The sequence below is a fragment of the Pseudomonas mandelii genome, assembly GCF_006438925.1.
In the GTDB taxonomy this organism is placed as follows: domain Bacteria; phylum Pseudomonadota; class Gammaproteobacteria; order Pseudomonadales; family Pseudomonadaceae; genus Aquipseudomonas; species Aquipseudomonas mandelii_C.
This window is the reverse complement of sequence record NZ_RCZA01000012.1, coordinates 28,906-51,030: the sequence shown is the minus strand read 5'-3', so window position 1 is coordinate 51,030 and position 22,125 is coordinate 28,906. Positions and strand designations below refer to the sequence as shown.

18 protein-coding genes are annotated in these 22,125 nt (G+C 58.9%); 13 read left to right on the top strand and 5 right to left on the bottom strand.

Annotated elements, in window-relative coordinates; all coding sequences use genetic code 11:
• The first annotated feature begins 3 nt into the window (after positions 1 to 3).
• The 3 genes from EAH74_RS24925 to EAH74_RS24915 all read left to right on the top strand — a co-directional run bounded on the left by EAH74_RS24925 (position 4) and on the right by EAH74_RS24915 (position 3,546).
• Positions 4 to 315 carry a cupin domain-containing protein gene (locus EAH74_RS24925; protein ID WP_140681821.1) on the top strand — a complete coding sequence of 104 codons (312 nt, stop codon included), beginning with the start codon at positions 4 to 6 and terminating at the stop codon, positions 313 to 315.
• A 106-nt stretch (positions 316 to 421) separates the two neighbouring features.
• The gene (locus EAH74_RS24920; RefSeq protein ID WP_140681819.1) at positions 422 to 1,573 is read left to right on the top strand and encodes a TDT family transporter; all 1,152 of its coding nucleotides are present in this window, start codon (positions 422 to 424) and stop codon (positions 1,571 to 1,573) included.
• Positions 1,574 to 1,671: 98 nt separating this feature from the next.
• Positions 1,672 to 3,546, top strand: coding sequence for an MFS transporter (locus EAH74_RS24915; RefSeq protein ID WP_140681817.1), 1,875 nt, complete (start codon positions 1,672 to 1,674; stop codon positions 3,544 to 3,546).
• Positions 3,547 to 3,592: 46 nt separating this feature from the next.
• On the opposite strand, the gene EAH74_RS24910 is transcribed toward EAH74_RS24915, so the two are convergent.
• From EAH74_RS24910 to EAH74_RS24890, 5 genes are all read right to left on the bottom strand, one after another.
• Positions 3,593 to 4,519 (bottom strand): GGDEF domain-containing protein, encoded by a 927-nt coding sequence (locus EAH74_RS24910; protein WP_140681815.1) that lies wholly within the window; start codon positions 4,517 to 4,519, stop codon positions 3,593 to 3,595.
• Between the two features lie 373 nt (positions 4,520 to 4,892).
• On the bottom strand, positions 4,893 to 5,633 hold the full coding sequence (locus EAH74_RS24905) for a YciK family oxidoreductase (protein ID WP_074874751.1): 741 nt from the start codon (positions 5,631 to 5,633) through the stop codon (positions 4,893 to 4,895).
• Between the two features lie 179 nt (positions 5,634 to 5,812).
• Positions 5,813 to 6,484 (bottom strand): N-acetylmuramic acid 6-phosphate phosphatase MupP, encoded by a 672-nt coding sequence (mupP, locus tag EAH74_RS24900; RefSeq protein ID WP_140681813.1) that lies wholly within the window; start codon positions 6,482 to 6,484, stop codon positions 5,813 to 5,815.
• Between the two features lie 4 nt (positions 6,485 to 6,488).
• A complete protein-coding gene (gene ubiG / locus EAH74_RS24895; protein ID WP_033055822.1) occupies positions 6,489 to 7,187 on the bottom strand; it encodes a bifunctional 2-polyprenyl-6-hydroxyphenol methylase/3-demethylubiquinol 3-O-methyltransferase UbiG in 699 nt (232 codons plus the stop codon).
• Positions 7,188 to 7,244: 57 nt separating this feature from the next.
• Complete coding sequence (locus EAH74_RS24890; RefSeq protein ID WP_140681811.1) at positions 7,245 to 8,579, bottom strand: TRZ/ATZ family hydrolase; 1,335 nt, start codon at positions 8,577 to 8,579, stop codon at positions 7,245 to 7,247.
• 108 nt (positions 8,580 to 8,687) lie between these two features.
• Here EAH74_RS24890 and mtnA point away from each other — a divergent pair, with 108 nt between their 5' ends.
• From mtnA to ihfB, 10 genes are all read left to right on the top strand, one after another.
• Positions 8,688 to 9,764 carry an S-methyl-5-thioribose-1-phosphate isomerase gene (gene mtnA / locus EAH74_RS24885; RefSeq protein WP_140681809.1) on the top strand — a complete coding sequence of 359 codons (1,077 nt, stop codon included), beginning with the start codon at positions 8,688 to 8,690 and terminating at the stop codon, positions 9,762 to 9,764.
• A 446-nt stretch (positions 9,765 to 10,210) separates the two neighbouring features.
• A complete protein-coding gene (gyrA, locus tag EAH74_RS24880) occupies positions 10,211 to 12,874 on the top strand; it encodes a DNA gyrase subunit A (RefSeq protein ID WP_140681807.1) in 2,664 nt (887 codons plus the stop codon).
• Positions 12,875 to 13,110: 236 nt separating this feature from the next.
• Positions 13,111 to 14,196: a 3-phosphoserine/phosphohydroxythreonine transaminase gene (serC, locus tag EAH74_RS24875; RefSeq protein ID WP_140681805.1), complete on the top strand. Its 1,086-nt coding sequence runs from the start codon at positions 13,111 to 13,113 to the stop codon at positions 14,194 to 14,196.
• Positions 14,196 to 15,290 (top strand): prephenate dehydratase, encoded by a 1,095-nt coding sequence (gene pheA / locus EAH74_RS24870; RefSeq protein WP_140681803.1) that lies wholly within the window; start codon positions 14,196 to 14,198, stop codon positions 15,288 to 15,290. The genes serC and pheA overlap by 1 nt, the downstream gene beginning before the upstream one ends.
• Positions 15,291 to 15,302: 12 nt before the next feature.
• Positions 15,303 to 16,415 carry a histidinol-phosphate transaminase gene (hisC, locus tag EAH74_RS24865; protein ID WP_140681801.1) on the top strand — a complete coding sequence of 371 codons (1,113 nt, stop codon included), beginning with the start codon at positions 15,303 to 15,305 and terminating at the stop codon, positions 16,413 to 16,415.
• A gap of 28 nt (positions 16,416 to 16,443) precedes the next feature.
• A complete protein-coding gene (locus EAH74_RS24860; RefSeq protein ID WP_240050559.1) occupies positions 16,444 to 18,651 on the top strand; it encodes a bifunctional prephenate dehydrogenase/3-phosphoshikimate 1-carboxyvinyltransferase in 2,208 nt (735 codons plus the stop codon).
• Positions 18,648 to 19,337, top strand: a complete 690-nt coding sequence (cmk, locus tag EAH74_RS24855; protein ID WP_008148720.1) for a (d)CMP kinase — start codon at positions 18,648 to 18,650, stop codon at positions 19,335 to 19,337. The genes EAH74_RS24860 and cmk overlap by 4 nt, the downstream gene beginning before the upstream one ends.
• Positions 19,338 to 19,457: 120 nt before the next feature.
• A complete protein-coding gene (gene rpsA, locus EAH74_RS24850) occupies positions 19,458 to 21,152 on the top strand; it encodes a 30S ribosomal protein S1 (protein WP_140681797.1) in 1,695 nt (564 codons plus the stop codon).
• Between the two features lie 218 nt (positions 21,153 to 21,370).
• The gene (locus EAH74_RS24845; protein WP_140681795.1) at positions 21,371 to 21,649 is read left to right on the top strand and encodes a hypothetical protein; all 279 of its coding nucleotides are present in this window, start codon (positions 21,371 to 21,373) and stop codon (positions 21,647 to 21,649) included.
• Between the two features lie 152 nt (positions 21,650 to 21,801).
• Positions 21,802 to 22,098 (top strand): integration host factor subunit beta, encoded by a 297-nt coding sequence (gene ihfB, locus EAH74_RS24840; protein WP_003369729.1) that lies wholly within the window; start codon positions 21,802 to 21,804, stop codon positions 22,096 to 22,098.
• The last annotated feature ends 27 nt before the right edge of the window (positions 22,099 to 22,125 follow it).

The window sequence follows — 22,125 nt, the reverse complement described above, 5'->3', positions numbered from 1 at the left end:
CGCATGAAAATCATCCGCAGCAAATCCTTCACCGCTGACCGTGCCTGGGGCGCTTTGGATATCGCCAACATGAACGGCATCACCACGCGTTTGCACTGGACCGATCAGCCCTATAAATGGCACATCAATGATGGGCAAGAAGTGTTCGTGGTGTTGGATGGTCAAGTGCAGATGCGTTATCGCGAAGAAGGACAGGAGAAAGAAGTGATGTTGGGTGTAGGAGATATCTTCTATGCCGACGTTGGTACCGAACACGTTGCCCATCCGCAGGGTGCGGCGAGAATCCTGGTGATCGAGACTGAAGGCAGCGTCTGACGCCATATCTGCAAAACAGATAACAGTTAGAGATATTGCCCGTTATATCGATATTCGATTCGGATCTACCATGAGCTCCACCTCAACAGAGGAACAGGAGTTCACCATGACATGCCCCAATACTGCCCCAGCCGGTTTCAAACCCTTCAGTCATTTGCAGCACCCGCGTGAAGTCATCCGCCAGTTCACGCCGAACTGGTTCGCCGCCACCATGGGCACCGGCGTGCTGGCGTTGGCGCTGGCGCAGCTGCCTGGCGCAAATGCCGGTTTGCACGCAATTGCCGAAGCCCTTTGGCTGTTCAATATCGTGCTGTTCATATTGTTCACTGCGCTATACGCGGCGCGTTGGGTGTTGTTTTTCGATGAGGCGCGGCGGATTTTCGGTCACTCCACGGTCTCTATGTTTTTTGGCACCATTCCCATGGGCCTGGCGACCATCATTAATGGTTTCTTGCTGTTCGGTCTGCCGCGTTGGGGCGAGGGCGTGATACATGTCGCCGAGGTGCTGTGGTGGCTGGATGTGGCGATGTCTGTGGCGTGCGGCGTGCTGATTCCCTACCTGATGTTCACCCGTCAGGAGCACAGCATCGACCAGATGACCGCCGTCTGGCTGTTGCCGGTGGTGGCGGCAGAAGTGGCGGCCGCCAGCGGTGGTCTGCTGGCACCGCACCTGGCCGATGCCCATTCGCAACTGGTGGTGCTGGTGACCAGCTACGTGCTTTGGGCCTTTTCCCTACCGGTTGCGTTCAGCATTCTGACCATTCTGTTGCTGCGCATGGCGCTGCATAAATTGCCCCACGAAAACATGGCCGCCTCCAGCTGGCTGGCGCTGGGGCCGATCGGCACCGGGGCGCTGGGCATGTTGCTGCTGGGCGCGGACGCACCGGCAATCTTCGCTGCCAACGGCCTGCCGGGTATCGGTGAAATCGCCACCGGGCTGGGGCTGGTGGCCGGGATCACACTGTGGGGCTTTGGTCTTTGGTGGATGCTGATCGCGGTGCTCATCACCCTGCGTTACCTGCGCGTCGGTATTCCGTTCAATCTCGGCTGGTGGGGCTTCACCTTCCCGTTGGGCGTCTATTCCCTGGCAACGTTGAAACTGGCAAGTACCTTGAACCTGACGTTTTTCAGTGCCTTCGGCTGCGTGCTGGTGGTGTTGCTGGCGGTGATGTGGCTGATCGTCGCCAAACGGACAGTGCAGGGCGCCTGGCGGGGCGAGTTGTTTGTCTCGCCGTGCATTGCAGGATTAAACAAATAACCTGCAAAGTTTAGGTAATGTGTGGCCTGGATCGTCGTTAGATATTCCAATAACTGCATCCACGCCACTCTCTACCCAACATCAGGGACACATGGAAGATGAGTCACCCCTCACAGTTCACCTTGCTTCGCACCCGGCGCTTCCTGCCGTTCTTCGTCACGCAGTCGCTCGGGGCGTTTAACGACAACATCTTCAAGCAGTCGCTGATCCTCGCCATTCTCTACAAGTTGACTATCGAGGGTGACCGCTCGATCTGGGTCAACCTGTGTGCGCTGCTGTTCATCCTGCCGTTCTTCCTGTTCTCGGCACTGGCCGGGCAGTTCGGTGAAAAGTTCGCCAAGGACGCGCTGATTCGTCTGATCAAGCTCGGGGAAATCGCCATCATGGCGATAGGCGCGGTCGGTTTCATGTTCGATCACCTGTCGCTGATGCTGGTGGCGCTGTTCGCCATGGGCACTCACTCGGCGCTGTTCGGACCAGTGAAATATTCGATCCTGCCCCAGGCCTTGCGTGACGAAGAGCTGGTGGGTGGCAACGGCCTGGTGGAAATGGGCACCTTCCTGGCGATCCTCGCCGGGACCATCGGTGCCGGGATCATGATGTCCTCCGGTCATTACGCGCCGATCGTCTCCACGGCGATCATCGGTGTTGCGGTGCTCGGCTATCTGGCCAGCCGCAGCATTCCACGGGCCGCAGCCGCCTCCCCGGAAATGCGTCTGAACTGGAACATTTTCAGCCAGTCCTGGGCCACGTTGAAGCTGGGCTTGGGGCAGACGCCAGCGGTGTCACGCTCGATTGTCGGCAACTCGTGGTTCTGGTTTGTCGGGGCGATTTATCTGACGCAGATCCCGGCCTATGCCAAGGAGTGGATGCACGGCGACGAAACCGTGGTGACGCTGATTCTTACCGTGTTCTCGGTCGGTATCGCACTCGGTTCGATGCTCTGCGAGAAACTGTCCGGTCGCAAAGTCGAGATCGGTCTGGTGCCGTTCGGCTCTTTCGGTCTGACCGTGTTTGGTTTGCTGCTGTGGTGGCATTCCGGTGGAATTCCGGACAGCGTTACAGGTCATGGCTGGATCGAAGTCCTGGGTTTTGGCCATACCTGGCTGGTGTTGATCGACATTCTCGGGCTTGGGGTGTTCGGCGGTTTCTATATCGTGCCGCTGTACGCGCTGATTCAGTCCCGTACCCCCGAGAACGAGCGGGCACGGGTGATTGCCGCCAACAATATTCTCAACGCGCTGTTCATGGTGGTCTCGGCGATTGTCTCGATCGTCTTGCTGAGCATGGTCAAGCTGTCGATCCCGCAGCTGTTCCTGGTGGTGTCGCTGCTGAACATCGGCGTCAACGCCTACATCTTCAGCATCGTTCCCGAGTTCAGCATGCGCTTCATGATCTGGCTGCTCAGCCATTCCATGTACCGCGTGGAGCATCGCAATCTGCAGCTGATTCCCGATGAAGGCGCGGCGTTGCTGGTGTGCAATCACGTTTCCTTCGTCGACGCCTTGCTGATTGGCGGCGCGGTGCGTCGGCCGATTCGCTTTGTGATGTATTACAAGATCTACAACTTGCCAGTGCTGAACTTCATCTTCCGCACGGCCGGGACCATTCCGATCGCCGGGCGTCAGGAAGACATTCAGATCTACGAAAAAGCCTTCACGCGCATTGCTCAGTATCTGAAGGACGGCGAATTGGTGTGCATCTTCCCCGAGGGCAAATTGACTGCCGATGGCGAGATCAACGAGTTCAAGGGTGGGGTGACGCGGATTCTCGAAGAGACGCCGGTGCCGGTGATTCCGTTGGCCTTGCAGGGTTTGTGGGGGAGTTTTTTCAGCCGCGATCCGCAAAAGGGCGTGTTTCGCCGGTTGTGGTCACGGGTGACGCTGGTGGCAGGGCCTGCGGTGCCGGTTGAAGTGGCAGAGCCAGCCCGGTTGCAAGGGTTGGTGGGGGAATTGCGCGGCGCTGTGCGCTAATTCCTTTCGTTGCGGGCCGCTAACCACGCGTGCCCGCTTCGGACATTCAACCCGCCATCGCCAACCGGTTACGTCCCTCGCGCTTGGCCACATACAACGCACTGTCGGCCCGTCGCAACAGGCTCTCGGCAGACTCACCGGGCAATAGCGTCGAGCAGCCAAGGCTGACCGTCAGCTCGATCGCATGGCCGTCGGCCGAATATTCCTCTGCCTGCACTGCAAATCGTAGCCGTTCGCCCACCATGGCTGCCGCCTCACGACTCGTGTTGGAAAGCAGGATCAGGAACTCTTCGCCACCAAAGCGGAAGACCATGTCCACGTTGCGCAACTGGTTTTTGATCGAGGCTGCAACGGCCTTGAGCACGTCATCGCCGGCGCTGTGTCCGTGGTTGTCGTTGATGCGTTTGAAGTGATCGATGTCCAGCATCAGCAGCGACAAGGGTTGCAGATGCCGACGCGACATCTCGATTTCCCGTTGCAGGGTCTGATCCATGGCAATGCGGTTGCCGGTATCCGTGAGCGGATCGCGCAAGGCACTTTGGGTGGCAGCGCGGTAGAGCAAGGCATTGCGCATCGGATACAGCAATGCGGACAGCAGTGACTCGAGGTTGCCTTGTTCCTGCTCACTGAAACGCTGATTGCGGCGGAACACCAGTTCGCCCAGATGCTCGCCTTCATGGCTGAGGCTGTAGCTGATCGAGTGATGGCCGCGCAGGCCGAACTCCAGGCGCAAGTCGCTGGACGTGTGCTCGTACGTCAAGGCGTCAAGCGGTACAAGTCGCTGAACCTCGCGGAAGAAGAGCCCGAGAATGCGTTGCGGCTCAAGACTGGTTTGCAGCAGCTGGCTCAGTTGCTGGCGCATTTGCGCAAGGGTGACGGGCCGCTCGACGAGGGTAGGCTGCTGACCAAAGCCCAGGCGTTGCAATTTGGCGCTATCGAAGTCAATTGCGTTGGTCTGGGAAGGTGATTTCATATGGCATGCGCCCCTAAGCAGTAAGGCTGTCTTACAGGCTGGGTGAGAGCGGCTTTGGGCTGCGCGTCATACTGGTCCATCAGTCCCGTAGGACATTTGGCCCAAGTTTAGTCCGCTTTGCTGACGATAAGTAACCTGTCGGCCAGGCGTCCGCCCTGTCTGCTTTCACACTGCGTGTCTGAGCAAATTTAGAGCGAAACTCGTGCCATTCAGTTCAGTCGGATAAAAAGCGTTCTAAATCAAAGTATTGAAGCTGTTGATGAAGAGTGTCGTCGCGTTCAGTGACAGTTGTTTGACTTGTGATGGGATAGTTACGACGCACTTTGAGTGCCGCGACGGGAAGCCGTCGCGGCACAAAAGCGACGCGCGGACGTTACTGAGCGTTGAACGCCTGGCCGTTGATGCCGGTACTGTCCGGACCCATCAGGTAGAGGTAGACCGGCATGATCTCCTCGGGCGTCGGGTTGTTCAGCGGGTTTTCACCCGGATAAGCCTGGGCGCGCATGCTGGTGCGGGTGGCGCCCGGGTTGATGCTGTTGGAGCGCACCGGTGCCACGGTGTCGACTTCGTCGGCCAGGGTTTGCATCAAGCCTTCGGTGGCGAACTTGGAGACGCCATAAGCGCCCCAATACGCACGCCCCTTGCGGCCGACGCTGCTGGAGGTGAACACCACCGAGGCGTCCTGGGACAGCTTGAGCAGCGGCAGCAGGGTGCTGGTGAGCATGAACATGGCATTGACGTTGACTTGCATGACACGCATGAAGTTTTCGCCGGACAGTTGCTCGATCGGCGTACGCGGGCCAATGATCGAGGCGTTGTGCAGCAAACCGTCGAGATGGCCGAATTCGGTTTCGATCATCGCTGCCAGCTCATCGTATTGATGGGGCAGGGCGGTTTCCAGGTTGAACGGGATCACGGCCGGTTGTGGATGGCCGGCGGCTTCGATTTCGTCGTAGACCTGAGTCAGGTTGGCTTCGGTCTTGCCCAGCAACAGCACAGTGGCGCCGTGCGCGGCAAAGGTTTTCGCGGCGGCAGCGCCGATGCCACGGCCTGCGCCGGTGACCAGGATGACCCGGTCCTTGAGCAATTCTGGGCGGGCGGAATAATCAAACATAAGAAACCTCGACAAAAATTCTTTAGGCCAAGCTGCATCCCTGTGGGAGCGAGCCTGCTCGCGAAAGCGGTGTGTCAGGCGAAGTATTTGTTGACTGATACACCGCTTTCGCGAGCAGGCTCGCTCCCACATTGATAGTGCTCAAACCCCTTGGAAGCTGTGCGCCTGAGAAAAACGGCTCAGCAGCTGCAAAGGGCGCTATCAAGCACCTTGCGCAACTCCAGCGGATGATCGACCACCACGTCCGCGCCCCAATGCCGCGGGTTATCGTCCGGATGAATGTAGCCATAGGTCACGGCGGCCGTTTTGGTGCCGGCATCGCGACCGGATTCGATATCGCGCAAGTCATCACCCACGAACAACACGCTGGCCGGGTCCAGGTCGAGCATCTTGCACGCCAGGATCAACGGCTCGGGGTCCGGTTTGCTGTTCTTCACATGGTCCGGGCAGATCAACAGCGCCGAGCGCTCGGCCAGGCCAAGCTGTTGCATGATCGGCTCGGCGAAGCGCAGCGGCTTGTTGGTGACCACGCCCCAGATCAAGTTGGCTTTCTCAATGTCGGCCAGCAGTTCGCCCATGCCGTCGAAGAGTTTGCTGTGAACCGCGCAACCGGCGAGGTAACGCTCCAGAAACTCCAGGCGCAATACCTCGAAACCCGGTGATTCCGGGTCCATGGAGAAGGTCACGGCGACCATCGCCTTGGCGCCGCCGGAGATCTCGTCGCGAATGTGTTTGTCGTTCATCGGCGGCAAACCGCGATCGACGCGCATCGCCTGACAAATCGCAATGAAGTCCGGCGCGGTGTCGAGCAGGGTGCCGTCCATGTCGAAAAGAACTGCTCTGATACGCATCGGCTTACTCCTCGCGCAGGGTCTGGATCATGTAGTTGACGTCCACGTCGGAGGCCAGTTTGTAGTGCTTGGTCAGCGGGTTGTAGGTCAGCCCGATGATGTCCTTGACGGTCAGGCCGGCCATGCGGCTCCAGGCACCCAGCTCCGAAGGGCGGATGAATTTCTTGAAATCGTGGGTGCCGCGCGGCAGCAGCTTCATGATGTATTCCGCGCCGACGATGGCGAACAGGTACGCCTTCGGGTTGCGGTTGATGGTGGAGAAGAACACCTGGCCGCCGGGCTTTACCATACGGAAGCAGGCGCGGATCACCGAGGATGGGTCCGGCACGTGCTCGAGCATTTCCAGGCAAGTGACCACGTCGAACTGCTCGGGCATTTCTTCAGCCAGTGCTTCGGCGGTGATCTGCCGGTATTCGACGCTCACGCCGGATTCCAGTTGATGCAGTTGCGCGACTGCCAGCGGCGCTTCGCCCATGTCGATGCCCATGACGGTAGCGCCGCGCTGGGCCATGGCTTCGCTGAGAATGCCGCCGCCGCAACCGACGTCGAGGACTTTCTTGCCGGCCAGGTTGACCCGCTCGTCAATCCAGTTGACCCGCAGCGGGTTGATGTCGTGCAGCGGTTTGAACTCGCTTTCGCGGTCCCACCAGCGATGGGCCAGGGCTTCGAATTTGGCGATTTCGGCGTAGTCGACGTTGCTCATGGTTAATTCCTCTAAAACTTGAAAAATCCTGTTGCCCCGGTGGTGGGTCCGGGGTGCTTACGATTCGGTATGGCCGCTGATGCGCTGGCCCCAGGTCTTGGCAGTGGCGCAGAGCTGTTCTTCATCCAGGCGGGTCAGGCGACGGTCGTCGAGCAGTTGTTTGCCGGCGACCCAAAGGTGTTTCACGCAGTCACGGCCGGTGGCGTATATAAGCTGCGAAACCGGGTCATAGACCGGTTGCTGCGCCAGGCCGGAGAGGTCGAACGCGACGATGTCCGCTGCTTTGCCGACTTCCAGCGATCCCACTTCGGATTCAATGCCCAACGCACGGGCGCCGTTGAGCGTGGCCATGCGCAGGGCGCGATGGGCGTCCAGCGCGGTGGCCGAGCCAGCGACGGCTTTGGCCAGTAAAGCGGCGGTGCGGGTTTCGCCGAGCAGGTCCAGGTCATTGTTGCTGGCCGAACCATCGGTTCCGACCGCCACATTGACGCCCGCCTGCCACAAACGCTCCACCGGGCAGAAACCACTGGCTAGCTTGAGGTTCGACTCCGGGCAATGAATCACGTTGGTGTTGCTTTCTACCAGCAACACCAGGTCTTCATCGCTGATCTGAGTCATGTGGACGGCCTGAAAGCGCGGCCCCAGCAAACCCAGGCGCCCAAGGCGGGCCAATGGGCGCTCGCCGCGCTGCTCGACGGACTGCTGCACTTCATAAGCTGTTTCATGTACGTGCATATGGATCGAGGCGTCCAGCTCTTCGGTGATCACCCGGATTTTCTCCAGGTTCTCGTCGCCCACGGTGTAGGGTGCATGGGGGCCGAAGGTGACTTTGATACGCTCGTGGTGCTTGAGATCGTTGAACAGTTCGACGCCCTGACGAATGGCTTCATCCGCCGTGCTGGCGCCTGGAATCGGGAAGTCGAGGATCGGAATCGCGATTTGCGCGCGAATGCCGCTGTTATGGACGCGCTCGCTGGCAACCTTCGGGAAGAAATACATGTCAGAGAAGCAGGTGATGCCACCTTTGATCTGCTCGGCGATCGCCAGATCAGTGCCGTCACGGACGAAAGCTTCATCGACCCATTTGGCTTCGGCCGGCCAGATGTGGTTTTCCAGCCAGGTCATCAGGGGCAGATCATCGGCCAGACCACGGAACAGTGTCATCGCCGCATGACCGTGGGCATTGATCAAGCCAGGGCAGAGCAACATGTCCGGCAGTTCGCGGACTTCGGTTGCGTTAAGCTTCAGCGCAGCCGAACGTGGGCCGATGAATACGATGCGTCCGTCGCGGATGCCCAGCGCGTGCTCTTTGAGGACAACGCCAGCGGGTTCGACGGGTACCAGCCAGGTCGGCAGCAATAGCAAGTCGAGCGCAGCGGCAGTGTTCGGCATCGAGAGTCGGTTCCAGAGCTTTTGTAAAGGATGGCGAAGTATACCCGAGCGTCTTCGCAGGGGGATCGCTATAATCGACGGCTTTTGTTCATGTGTGCGGGGTGAGGGATGCGTGATCGACTGTTGGCTGCGGAGAAGGTGAAGGCCATCGATTGGCGTGATGATGCCCTGTACCTGCTGGATCAGCGTATTTTGCCGTTCGAAGAAACGTGGATCGCCTACACCAGCGCGGCTGGCGTGGCCGAGGCCATTCGTTCGATGGTGGTGCGCGGCGCGCCGGCGATTGGCATCAGTGCCGCCTATGGTGTTGTGCTGGCGGCCCGCGCGCGGTTTGCCGAGGGCGGTGACTGGCAGGCGGCGCTGGAAGAGGATTTCGCGCTGCTCGCCGATTCTCGTCCGACCGCCGTCAACCTGTTCTGGGCCCTGGGCCGCATGCGCGACCGGCTTGAGCGTCTGAAGCATCACGCCGATCCGCTGGCGGTGCTGGAGGCGGAGGCTATCTCCATTCACGAGAGTGATCGCGAAGCCAACCTGACCATGGCGCAACTGGGTGTGGACCTGATCCGCAAGCACCAGGGTAACGCTCAGGCGATTCTGACCCACTGCAACACCGGCGCACTGGCCACCGGCGGCTTTGGCACGGCGCTTGGCGTGATTCGTGGCGCTTTCATTGAAGGCATGGTCGAGCGCGTCTATGCCGACGAAACCCGTCCATGGCTGCAAGGTTCGCGGTTGACCGCATGGGAATTGGCTAATGAAGGCATTCCCGTGACCGTTAATGCCGACGCCGCTGCTGCCCACATCATGAAGACCAAGGGCATTACCTGGGTAATCGTCGGTGCTGACCGGATCACCGCCAATGGCGACGTGGCCAACAAGATCGGCACCTATCAGCTGGCGGTGAACGCCATGCACCACGGCGTGCGCTTCATGGTGGTGGCGCCGAGTTCGACCATCGACATGAACCTGGCCAGCGGTGATGACATTCCGATTGAAGAGCGCGATGGTCGCGAGTTACTGGAAGTCGGCGGCAAGCGGGTCGGGGCGGATGTCGAAGCGTTCAACCCGGTATTTGATGTGACCCCGGCGGACTTGATCGATGCGATCGTCACCGAAAAAGGCATCGTCGAGCGCCCGGACACCGCGAAAATGGCGCAGTTGATGTGCCGTAAGCGTCTGCATTAAAGATATCTGGCGCCTGATAAATCGCCTTCGCGAGCAAGCCCGCTCCCACAGTTGATCGAGGTGTGACCGCAATGTTCGGCACAACCCGGATTCTATGTGGGAGCGAGCCTGCTCGCGAAGAGTACCTACAGCCAGTAAACAGCCTTCATCTTGCCCCGAAATCTGCATTCACCACGGCTCTAAGCCCCTCTCGTCCCCGTTAAGCCTGTCACCGGTCAACTAACTATGCTCCATGCGCATCAGGGGGATAGGTGCGTGGCGGCTCTTGTGATAACATCCGGCGGTTTCCAAGGTAGCCCGATGTGGCTGCCTTTACTGCGCAGATCCATGGCATAACTCGTTGATTTGTCGTAAGTCGGTGCATGGCACTCAGCCTGCAGCGGCGAGCTTCGTTCGTCCCATATGGATGTGACGAAGTTTCACCAGAAAAAGGAATCAGGCTTCTCATGGGCGAACTGGCCAAAGAAATCCTCCCGGTCAATATCGAAGACGAGCTGAAGCAGTCCTACCTCGACTACGCGATGAGCGTAATTGTCGGGCGGGCACTGCCGGATGCGCGCGATGGCTTGAAGCCCGTGCACCGGCGCGTGCTGTTCGCGATGAGCGAGCTGGGCAACGACTTCAACAAGCCGTACAAGAAATCTGCCCGTGTTGTCGGTGACGTGATCGGTAAGTATCACCCTCACGGTGATACCGCGGTGTACGACACCATCGTTCGGATGGCGCAGCCATTCTCGCTGCGCTACCTGCTGGTAGACGGTCAGGGCAACTTCGGTTCCGTGGACGGCGACAACGCCGCCGCCATGCGATACACCGAAGTGCGCATGACCAAGCTGGCGCACGAGCTGCTGGCTGACCTGCACAAAGAAACCGTGGACTGGGTGCCGAACTACGACGGCACCGAAATGATCCCGGCGGTCATGCCGACCCGTATTCCCAACCTGCTGGTCAACGGCTCCAGCGGTATCGCCGTGGGCATGGCGACCAACATTCCGCCGCACAACCTCGGTGAAGTCATCGACGGTTGCCTGGCACTCATCGACAACCCTGAGTTGACCATCGATGAGCTGATGCAATACATCCCTGGTCCGGACTTCCCGACCGCCGCGATCATCAACGGTCGCGCCGGCATCATCGAAGCCTACCGCACCGGTCGCGGGCGCATTTACATGCGTGCCCGCTCGATGATCGAAGACATCGACAAGGTCGGTGGCCGCCAGCAGATCGTCATCACCGAACTCCCTTACCAGCTGAACAAGGCCCGTCTGATCGAGAAGATCGCCGAGCTGGTAAAAGAGAAGAAGCTTGAAGGCATCACCGAACTGCGCGACGAGTCCGACAAGGACGGTATGCGCGTCGTGATCGAACTGCGTCGCGGCGAAGTGCCTGAGGTGATTCTCAATAACCTCTACGCCCAGACCCAGCTGCAAGCGGTGTTCGGTATCAACATCGTCGCGCTGATCGACGGCCGTCCGCGGATCCTGAACCTCAAGGACCTGCTGGAAGCCTTCGTTCGTCACCGTCGTGAAGTGGTTACCCGTCGTACCGTGTTCGAGCTGCGTAAAGCCCGCGAACGTGGTCACATTCTGGAAGGTCAAGCGGTTGCCCTGTCGAACATCGACCCGGTCATCGCCCTGATCAAAGCCTCGCCAACGCCGTCGGAAGCCAAGGAAGCGCTGATCAAGACTGCGTGGGAATCTTCCGCCGTGGTCGCGATGGTTGAGCGTGCCGGTGCCGATTCGTGCCGTCCAGAGACCCTGGACCCGCAATACGGTCTGCGTGAAGGCAAGTACTTCCTGTCGCCAGAGCAGGCGCAAGCGATTCTGGAACTGCGTCTGCACCGTCTGACCGGTCTGGAACACGAAAAGCTGCTGGCCGAGTATCAAGAGATCCTCAACCAGATCGGCGAGCTGATCCGCATCCTCAGCAGCGCCACGCGCCTGATGGAAGTGATCCGCGAAGAGCTGGAAGTGATCCGCGCCGAATACGGCGATGTGCGTCGCACCGAGATTCTCGATGCTCGTCTCGACCTGACCCTGGGTGACATGATCCCGGAAGAAGAGCGCGTCGTGACCATTTCCCACGGTGGCTACGCCAAGACCCAGCCATTGGCTGCGTACCAGGCTCAGCGTCGTGGCGGTAAAGGCAAGTCCGCTACCGGCGTCAAGGATGAGGACTACATCGCTCACCTGCTGGTCGCCAACAGCCACACCACGCTGCTGCTGTTCTCCAGCAAAGGCAAAGTGTACTGGCTGAAAACCTACGAAATCCCGGAAGCGTCCCGCGCTGCCCGTGGTCGTCCGCTGGTCAACCTGCTGCCGCTGGACAGTGATGAATACATCACCACCATGCTGCCGGTCGACGAATACACCGAAGGTCACTTCATCTTCATGGCCACTGCCAAAGGCACCGTGAAGAAGACCCCACTGGAATCCTTCAGCCGTCAACGCAGCGTCGGTCTGATCGCACTGGAGCTGGATGAAGGTGACGTACTGATTTCTGCCGCCATTACCGATGGCGAGCGCGAAGTCATGCTGTTCTCCGACGGCGGCAAGGTCACTCGCTTCAAGGAAACCGACGTTCGCGCCATGGGCCGTACCGCTCGCGGTGTTCGCGGCATGCGTCTGCCGGAAGGCCAGAAGCTGATTTCCATGCTGATCCCGGAAGAAGGCAGCCAGATCCTGACCGCTTCGGCCCGTGGTTTCGGCAAGCGCACGGCGATCACCGAGTTCCCTGAGTACAAACGTGGCGGTCAGGGCGTTATCGCCATGGTCAGCAATGACCGTAACGGCCGCTTGGTCGGTGCAGTCCAGGTGCTCGACGGTGAGGAAATCATGCTGATTTCCGACCAGGGCACACTGGTTCGTACCCGCGTCGCCGAAGTTTCCAGTCTGGGTCGTAACACCCAGGGCGTGACCCTCATCAAACTGGCCAGCGATGAAACGCTGGTAGGTCTGGAGCGGGTTCAGGAGCCGTCGGAAGTCGAGGGTGAAGAGCTTGAAGATGAAGAGGGCGAAGAAGGTGCAGTGTTCGACGGTGAAGTCGTAATTGACGACGTTGTTGAAGATCAGCAGCTCGACGCCGCCGCCGACGAAGAACCGCAGGAATAAGCGGACAAGCAGGGGGCGGATGAGAATTCGCCCCCTTGTTGTTTGTCCTGTGGAATTGTTTTTAATGTAGGGCTGTAGGAGCTGTCGAGCAAAGCGAGGCTGCGATCTCTTGATCTTGCTCTTGCTTTAGCTATGTGGGGTCCATACGAAAAGATCGCAGCCTCGCTTCGCTCGACAGCTCCTACAGGTCAAATAGTTTTGTTGCGTGATACCACCAAATCAGAGCGAGATTGGATGTGAGCAAGAGAGCCTATAACTTCTGTGCCGGTCCTGCGGCACTTCCCGAAGCTGTCCTGCAGCGCGCCCAGGGTGAACTCCTTGATTGGCACGGCAAGGGCCTGTCGGTCATGGAAATGAGCCATCGCAGCGATGAGTTCGTGTCCATTGCCACCAAGGCCGAGCAGGATCTGCGTGATCTGCTGAATATCCCCTCGAACTATAAAGTGCTGTTTCTGCAAGGTGGCGCCAGCCAGCAATTTGCTCAGATTCCTCTGAACCTGTTGCCGGAAAGCGGCACGGCCGACTATATCGACACCGGTATCTGGTCGCAGAAAGCCATCGAAGAAGCTTCGCGCTACGGAAACGTCAACGTTGCCGCTACCGCCAAGCCTTACGACTATTTCGCTATTCCCGGTCAGAACGAATGGAACCTGTCGAAAGATGCGGCCTACGTTCACTACGCGCCGAACGAAACCATTGGCGGTCTGGAATTCAGCTGGGTCCCGGAAACCGGTGACGTCCCACTGGTCGCGGACATGTCTTCCGACATTCTCTCGCGTCCGATCGATGTTTCGCGCTTCGGCATGATCTACGCCGGCGCGCAGAAAAACATCGGCCCGAGCGGCGTCGTCGTCAACATCGTTCGCGAAGACCTGTTGGGTCACGCCCGTTCCCTGTGCCCGACCATGCTCAACTACAAGGTCGCCGCCGACAACGGCTCGATGTACAACACCCCGCCAACCCTGGCCTGGTACCTCTCGGGTCTGGTATTCGAGTGGCTGAAAGAGCAGGGTGGTGTTGAAGCCATCGGCAAGCTCAACGAAGTTAAACAGCGCACGCTGTACGACTTCATCGACGCCAGCGGCTTGTACAGCAACCCGATCAACAAGTCGGATCGCTCGTGGATGAACGTGCCGTTCCGCCTGGCTGACGACCGTCTCGACAAGCCATTCCTGGTCGGTGCCGAAGAGCGTGGCCTGTTGAACCTCAAGGGTCACCGTTCCGTGGGCGGCATGCGTGCCTCCATCTATAACGCCGTCGACATCGTTGCGGTCAACGCACTGATTTCGTACATGGCAGAGTTCGAGAAGGAACACGGCTAATGTCTGAGCAAGAACTCAAGGCACTGCGCCTGCGCATTGATGCCCTGGACGAGAAAGTCCTGGAACTGATCAGTGAGCGCGCACGCTGCGCCCAGGAAGTTGCGCGAGTAAAGATGGCCTCGCTGGCCGAAGGCGAAGTGCCGGTGTTCTATCGTCCTGAGCGTGAAGCTCAGGTGCTCAAGCGTGTCATGGAGCGCAACCAGGGGCCGCTGGGCAACGAAGAGATGGCGCGGTTGTTCCGCGAAATCATGTCCTCGTGCCTGGCCCTCGAGCAGCCGCTGAAAGTGGCTTACCTCGGCCCTGAAGGCACCTTCACCCAAGCCGCGGCCATGAAGCACTTCGGTCACGCCGTGATCAGCATGCCAATGGCAGCGATCGACGAAGTGTTCCGTGAAGTGGCGGCCGGTGCGGTGAACTTTGGCGTGGTCCCGGTGGAAAACTCCACCGAAGGCGCGGTCAACCACACCCTCGACAGCTTCCTCGAACACGACATGGTGATCTGTGGCGAAGTCGAGCTGCGGATTCACCACCACCTGTTGGTCGGTGAAAACACCAAGACCGACAGCATCAGCCGCATCTATTCCCACGCCCAGTCTCTGGCCCAGTGCCGCAAGTGGCTGGACGCGCATTACCCGAATGTCGAGCGCGTGGCGGTGTCCAGCAACGCCGAAGCGGCCAAGCGGGTCAAGGGTGAGTGGAACTCGGCAGCGATTGCCGGCGACATGGCCGCAGGCTTGTACGGGCTGACCCGTCTGGCCGAGAAAATCGAGGATCGCCCGGATAACTCCACGCGATTCCTGATCATCGGCAGCCAGGAAGTACCGCCGACCGGCGACGACAAGACCTCGGTCATCGTCTCCATGAGCAACAAGCCCGGCGCGCTTCACGAGCTGCTGGTGCCGTTCCACGACAACGGCATCGACCTGACGCGAATCGAGACACGTCCCTCGCGCAGCGGTAAATGGACCTACGTGTTCTTCATCGACTTCGTCGGCCACCACCGCGACCCGCTGGTCAAAGGTGTGTTGGAAAAGATCAGTCAGGAAGCAGTGGCACTCAAAGTGCTGGGTTCCTACCCGAAAGCAGTTCTCTAAGGGCGGTAGCAAATGAGTGGTGACTTCCTCGCTCTGGCACAGCCGGGCGTGCAACAACTTTCGCCTTACGTTCCGGGCAAGCCCGTGGACGAACTGGCGCGCGAGCTGAACATCGATCCGGCCAGCATCGTCAAACTGGCCAGTAACGAAAATCCATTGGGCGCCAGTCCCAAGGCTCTGGCAGCGATTCACGAAGCGCTGGCCGAACTGACCCGTTATCCGGACGGCAACGGTTTTGCGCTCAAGACCCTGCTGGCCGATCAGTGCCGCGTCGAGCTCAATCAGGTGACGCTGGGCAACGGTTCCAACGACATTCTGGAACTGGTCGCCCGTGCCTATCTGGCGCCGGGCCTGAACGCCGTATTCAGCGAGCACGCGTTTGCGGTCTATCCGATCGTCACGCAAGCCGTCGGCGCTACGGCCAAAGTGATCCCGGCCAAAGACTGGGGCCATGATCTGTCGGCGATGCTGGCCGCGATCGATGCCGATACCCGCGTGGTGTTCATCGCCAACCCGAACAACCCGACCGGGACCTGGTTCGACGCCGAAGCGCTTGACGAATTCCTGCAGGACGTACCGGAACACGTGCTGGTGGTGCTGGACGAGGCCTACATCGAATACGCCGAAGGCAGCGACTTGCCGGATGGCCTGGATTACCTGGCGGCTTACCCGAACCTGCTGGTTTCGCGCACATTCTCCAAGGCTTATGGCTTGGCGGCATTGCGGGTCGGCTATGGCTTGTCCACGGCGGTGGTTGCGGATGTGCTGAACCGAGTGCGTCAGCCGTTCAACGTCAACAGCCTGGCCCTGGCCGCTGCGTGCGCTGCGCTGCAAGACACCGAGTACCTGGCTGAAAGCCGTCGCCTGAACGAATCCGGCATGCAGCAGCTGGAAGCGGGTTTCCGTGAGCTGGGTCTGAGCTGGATTCCGTCCAAGGGCAATTTCATCTGCGTCGATCTGGGTTGTGTTGCGGCTCCGGTCTTTCAGGGTTTGCTGCGCGAAGGCGTGATCGTGCGTCCGGTGGCCAATTACGGCATGCCGAACCACTTGCGCATCACCATCGGTTTGCCGGCGGAAAACAGCCGCTTCCTCGAAGCGCTGACCAAGGTTCTGGCTCGTGGTTGATGTCACTGCACTGCAATCTGCTGAACCTATGATCGGTCGCCTGGTGGTGGTCGGTCTGGGGTTGATCGGCGGTTCGTTTGCCAAAGGTTTGCGGGAAAGCGGCTTGTGCCGCGAAGTGGTCGGGGTCGATCTCGACCCGCAGTCGCGCAAACTGGCGGTTGATTTGGGTGTGGTGGATCGCTGCGAAGAAAACCTGGCCGTTGCTTGCCAGGGCGCCGACGTGATTCAACTGGCCGTGCCGATCCTTGCCATGGAAAAAATGCTCGGCCAATTGGCCGGCATGGACCTGGGGCAAGCGATTCTGACCGACGTCGGTAGCGCCAAAGGCAATGTGGTGCGGGCGGCAACCGAAGCGTTTGGCGGCATGCCGGCGCGCTTCGTGCCGGGGCATCCGATTGCCGGTTCCGAGCAGAGCGGGGTGGAAGCCTCTAACTCAGAGCTGTTCCGTCGCCATAAAGTGATTCTGACGCCGCTGGATCAGACTGATCCGGAAGCCCTGGCAGTGGTCGACCGGTTGTGGCGCGAATTGGGCGCCGATGTCGAGCACATGCAGGTCGAGCGCCATGATGAAGTGTTGGCGGCGACCAGCCATTTGCCGCACTTGTTGGCGTTCGGTTTGGTCGATTCGTTGGCCAAGCGCAATGAAAACCTTGAGATCTTCCGTTACGCTGCGGGCGGTTTCCGTGATTTCACAAGAATTGCGGGTAGCGACCCGGTCATGTGGCACGACATCTTCCTCGCCAACCGCGAAGCTGTCCTGCGCACACTCGATACATTTCGCAGCGACCTCGACGCCTTGCGCGACGCGGTCGATGCAGGGGATGGGCACCAATTGTTGGGCGTGTTCACTCGCGCCCGGGTTGCCCGCGAACATTTCAGTAAAATCCTGGCCCGCCGGGCTTATGTGGACGCTATGAATTCCAACGACCTGATTTTCCTGGCACAACCTGGTGGCCGCCTGACTGGGCGGATTCGTGTACCGGGCGACAAATCGATTTCCCACCGTTCGATCATGCTCGGCTCCCTGGCTGAAGGCGTCACCGAAGTGGAAGGTTTCCTCGAGGGCGAAGATGCCCTGGCAACCTTGCAAGCTTTCCGCGACATGGGCGTCGTGATCGAAGGTCCGCACCACGGTCGCGTGACCATTCACGGCGTCGGCCTGCATGGCCTGAAGCCTGCGCCGGGCCCGATCTATCTGGGCAACTCCGGCACTTCGATGCGTCTGCTGTCTGGCCTGTTGGCTGCGCAGAACTTCGACAGCACGCTGACGGGCGATGCTTCGCTGTCCAAGCGTCCGATGAATCGCGTGGCCAATCCGTTGCGTGAAATGGGCGCCGTGATCGAGACCGCAGCTGAAGGTCGTCCGCCGATGACCATTCGCGGCGGCAACAAGCTCAAAGGCCTGACTTACACCATGCCGATGGCCAGTGCTCAGGTTAAATCCTGCCTGCTGCTGGCGGGTTTGTACGCCGAAGGCAAGACCACCGTCACCGAGCCGGCTCCAACCCGCGACCACACCGAGCGCATGCTGCGTGGCTTCGGCTATCCGGTCACCGTCAACGGTGCGACCGCATCGGTCGAATCCGGCGACAAGTTGACCGCGACCCACATTGAAGTGCCGGGCGACATCTCGTCTTCCGCGTTCTTCCTGGTGGCCGCGTCGATCGCCGAAGGTTCGGAGCTGGTGCTTGAGCACGTCGGCATCAATCCGACCCGTACCGGTGTGATCGATATTCTGCGTCTGATGGGCGCTGACATCACCTTGGAAAACCAGCGTGAAGTCGGCGGTGAGCCAGTTGCGGATCTGCGCGTACGAGCAGCTAAACTCAAAGGTATCGAGATTCCCGAAGCGCTGGTTCCGCTGGCCATCGACGAATTCCCGGTGCTGTTCGTGGCCGCAGCCTGTGCCGAAGGGCGCACCATCCTGCGTGGCGCCGAAGAGTTGCGGGTTAAAGAGTCGGACCGGATTCAGGTCATGGCGGACGGCTTGCTGGCGCTGGGTGTCAAATGTGAACCGACCCCGGACGGCATCATCATCGACGGCGGCCAGATCGGCGGCGGCGAAGTGCACGGACACGGCGATCACCGGATTGCCATGGCCTTCAGCGTGGCTTCGCTGCGCGCCACTGCGCCGATCCGCATTCATGATTGCGCCAACGTCGCGACGTCGTTCCCGAACTTCCTCGCGCTGTGCGCGCAGGTCGGTATCCGTGTTGCACAAGAGGCTCAGTCGTGATTATCAAGCCACCGGTCATCACCATCGACGGGCCTAGCGGTTCGGGCAAAGGCACTATTGCCGGGATTCTGGCCAAGCGCTTGGGCTGGTGCCTGCTGGATTCCGGTGCGCTGTACCGTCTGCTGGCATTCGCCGCGCGTAATCATGGCGTCGATCTGACCAATGAAGAGTCGCTGAAGCTGCTGGCCGCTCATCTGGACGTGCAATTCGTTGGTGCGACCGAAGGTCATCCGCAGCGGATCATTCTTGAAGGTGACGATGTCACTGATGATTTGCGCAACGAACAAGTTGGCGCCTGGGCTTCCCAGGTCGCTGCGCTGCCGGCGGTGCGTGATGCGCTGCTCCAGCGCCAGCGGGCGTTTCAGGAGGCTCCGGGTCTGGTGGCCGATGGTCGCGACATGGGCACCGTGGTTTTCCCGGATGCACCGCTGAAGATATTCCTCACTGCCAGTGCCGAGGAGCGTGCGCGCCGTCGATACTTGCAGTTGAAGGGCAAAGTCGATGGTGTTAGTCTGTCGAGTCTGCTAGATGAGATACGTGTCCGCGATGAGCGTGACACCCAGCGAGCGGTAGCCCCGCTCAAGCCGGCGGCTGACGCCATACAGCTGGATTCCACGGAATTATCCATCGATCAGGTGCTGGAACGCATCATGAGCGAGATCGCCATTCGCGATATCGCCGGGTGACCAAGAAACTCCGTAGGGGACCAGTCATAGTCTTGCGGTGTTTCTTCTAATGAACATAACCCACGTCGTCTGGGACGTGGAGATGGGCGTATCCTTCGCCCTTATTCAACAGGAATTAAAATGAGCGAAAGCTTTGCGGAACTCTTTGAAGAAAGCCTAAAAACCCTGAACCTTCAGGCAGGCTCCATCATCACCGGTGTTATCGTTGATATCGATTACCAAGCTCGCTGGGTAACCGTTCACGCTGGCCTGAAGTCTGAAGCACTCATCCCGCTTGAGCAGTTCTACAACGATGCTGGCGAACTGACTATCAACGTCGGTGACGAAGTTCACGTTGCTCTGGACTCGGTTGAAGACGGCTTTGGTGAAACCAAGCTGTCCCGTGAAAAAGCCAAGCGCGCTGAATGCTGGATTGTTCTGGAAGCAGCCTTCGCAGCCGAAGAAGTGGTCAAGGGCGTTATCAACGGTAAGGTTAAAGGCGGCTTCACTGTCGACGTTAACGGCATCCGTGCGTTCCTGCCAGGTTCTCTGGTTGACGTCCGTCCAGTGCGCGACACCACGCACCTGGAAGGCAAAGAGCTGGAATTCAAGGTCATCAAGCTTGACCAGAAACGCAACAACGTTGTCGTTTCCCGTCGTAGCGTCCTCGAAGCCGAGAACTCCGCTGAGCGTGAAGCTCTGCTGGAATCCCTGCAGGAAGGCCAACAAGTCAAAGGTATCGTCAAAAACCTCACCGATTACGGCGCATTCGTCGATCTGGGTGGCGTCGATGGCCTGCTGCACATTACCGACATGGCTTGGAAGCGTATCAAGCATCCTTCCGAAATCGTCAACGTTGGCGACGAGATCGATGTCAAGGTTCTGAAGTACGATCGCGAACGCAATCGTGTTTCCCTGGGCCTCAAGCAACTGGGCGAAGATCCATGGGTTGCTATCAAAGCCCGTTACCCAGAAAGCACTCGCGTTACCGCTCGTGTAACCAACCTGACCGACTACGGCTGCTTCGCTGAGCTGGAAGAAGGCGTTGAAGGCCTGGTACACGTTTCCGAAATGGACTGGACCAACAAGAACATCCACCCTTCGAAAGTCGTACAAGTCGGCGACGAAGTGGAAGTTATGGTTCTGGACATCGACGAAGAGCGTCGTCGTATCTCCCTCGGCATCAAGCAGTGCAAATCTAACCCATGGGAAGATTTCTCTGGCCAGTTCAACAAGGGCGATAAAATCTCCGGCACCATCAAGTCGATCACCGATTTCGGTATCTTCATTGGTCTGGACGGCGGCATCGACGGTCTGGTTCACCTGTCCGACATCTCCTGGAACGAAGTGGGCGAAGAAGCCGTTCGCCGCTTCAAGAAGGGCGACGAGCTGGACACCGTTATCCTGTCGGTTGACCCAGAGCGCGAGCGTATCTCCCTGGGTATCAAGCAACTGGAAAGCGATCCGTTCTCCGAGTACGTTCAAGAGAACGACAAAGGCGCAATCGTTAAAGGCATCGTGAAAGAAGTTGACGCTAAAGGCGCCATCATCACTCTGGCCGACGATATCGAAGCGACTCTGAAAGCCTCCGAAATCAGCCGTGACCGCGTTGAAGACGCGCGCAACGTTCTGAAAGAAGGCGAAGAAGTAGAAGCCAAGATCATCAGCGTTGACCGCAAGAGCCGTGTAATCCAGCTCTCCATCAAGTCGAAAGACGTTGAAGAAGAGAAAGAAGCGATCCAAAGCCTGCGCGACAAGCCAGCTTCGGACACCGCTGCTCCTGGTCCTACCACTCTGGGCGACCTGTTGCGTGCACAAATGGAAAAACAGAACTAAGTTCTGTCAGACCATAGAAAAAGGGCGACTTCGGTCGCCCTTTTTTGCGCCTGTGATTTGATGATTTTGATGGTTTCGCGGCGCTGTGATTGTTTGCCGTGAAACCAATCCTTCCGACAAGTTGTCTCTTTCTTTAATAGGATCAATCGTTTATTTACAGCTAGTCTTTAGCTTGCAGCGAGCGACCGTCGGGCGGCGTGTCCGGCCAAAGGAAGTGAATGAACAAGCTCATTGTCGTAATAGCAGTACTGACACTGGCGGGCTGTACCACTAATGCCAAGACTCACGCGGTGCGTGGGGTCAGTGGCATCGAGATCGATTGTTCTGGATTGGGCTCGGGATGGGAGAAGTGCCGCAAGCGAGCGAACAAGGAGTGCAATGCGGCGGGCTATAAAGTTGTAGCCAGGTCCGATGATGCCAAAGACGAGGATGAGTACCCCTTTGGCTTCAATCCTGCGGGCTATCTGACGCGCACCATGCTGGTTATCTGCAGGTGAGTCCGAAAGGGCATGATCAGCGTTCCAGTGATCTGAAATCGGGCATCTCTTTGTGGGTAAAGATATGTCAAAACTCGGGCTGTTCAAATTCATCCGGGCGTGCTAAAACCTTTGAAGCGCTGATCTAGCTGCTTGAAAAAGAAGGGAAAAATATGACGAAGTCGGAGTTGATCGAACGAATTGTCACCCATCAAGGGCTGCTCTCATCCAAGGATGTGGAGCTGGCCATCAAGACCATGCTCGAACAAATGTCCCAATGTCTGGCCACCGGTGATCGCATCGAGATCCGTGGGTTTGGCAGCTTCTCCTTGCACTACCGCGCACCGCGCGTAGGTCGCAATCCAAAAACCGGTCAGTCCGTCAGCCTCGACGGCAAGTTCGTGCCGCATTTCAAGCCAGGCAAAGAATTGCGCGATCGTGTGAACGAGGACGAGGAGGAAGGGCTTTGACGGCCTCTGTTATTCAAGGAACCGCTC

Excerpts from the sequence above, each read along its gene's own strand:
- EAH74_RS24925 (WP_140681821.1), top strand. The coding sequence starts at position 4 with ATGAAAATCATCCGCAGCAAATCCTTCACCGCTGACCGTGCCTGGGGC.
- EAH74_RS24920 (WP_140681819.1), top strand. The coding sequence starts at position 422 with ATGACATGCCCCAATACTGCCCCAGCCGGTTTCAAACCCTTCAGTCAT.
- EAH74_RS24915 (WP_140681817.1), top strand. The coding sequence starts at position 1,672 with ATGAGTCACCCCTCACAGTTCACCTTGCTTCGCACCCGGCGCTTCCTG.
- EAH74_RS24910 (WP_140681815.1), bottom strand. The coding sequence starts at position 4,519 with ATGAAATCACCTTCCCAGACCAACGCAATTGACTTCGATAGCGCCAAA.
- EAH74_RS24905 (WP_074874751.1), bottom strand. The coding sequence starts at position 5,633 with ATGTTTGATTATTCCGCCCGCCCAGAATTGCTCAAGGACCGGGTCATC.
- mupP (WP_140681813.1), bottom strand. The coding sequence starts at position 6,484 with ATGCGTATCAGAGCAGTTCTTTTCGACATGGACGGCACCCTGCTCGAC.
- ubiG (WP_033055822.1), bottom strand. The coding sequence starts at position 7,187 with ATGAGCAACGTCGACTACGCCGAAATCGCCAAATTCGAAGCCCTGGCC.
- EAH74_RS24890 (WP_140681811.1), bottom strand. The coding sequence starts at position 8,579 with ATGCCGAACACTGCCGCTGCGCTCGACTTGCTATTGCTGCCGACCTGG.
- mtnA (WP_140681809.1), top strand. The coding sequence starts at position 8,688 with ATGCGTGATCGACTGTTGGCTGCGGAGAAGGTGAAGGCCATCGATTGG.
- gyrA (WP_140681807.1), top strand. The coding sequence starts at position 10,211 with ATGGGCGAACTGGCCAAAGAAATCCTCCCGGTCAATATCGAAGACGAG.
- pheA (WP_140681803.1), top strand. The coding sequence starts at position 14,196 with ATGTCTGAGCAAGAACTCAAGGCACTGCGCCTGCGCATTGATGCCCTG.
- hisC (WP_140681801.1), top strand. The coding sequence starts at position 15,303 with ATGAGTGGTGACTTCCTCGCTCTGGCACAGCCGGGCGTGCAACAACTT.
- EAH74_RS24860 (WP_240050559.1), top strand. The coding sequence starts at position 16,444 with ATGATCGGTCGCCTGGTGGTGGTCGGTCTGGGGTTGATCGGCGGTTCG.
- rpsA (WP_140681797.1), top strand. The coding sequence starts at position 19,458 with ATGAGCGAAAGCTTTGCGGAACTCTTTGAAGAAAGCCTAAAAACCCTG.
- EAH74_RS24845 (WP_140681795.1), top strand. The coding sequence starts at position 21,371 with ATGAACAAGCTCATTGTCGTAATAGCAGTACTGACACTGGCGGGCTGT.
- ihfB (WP_003369729.1), top strand. The coding sequence starts at position 21,802 with ATGACGAAGTCGGAGTTGATCGAACGAATTGTCACCCATCAAGGGCTG.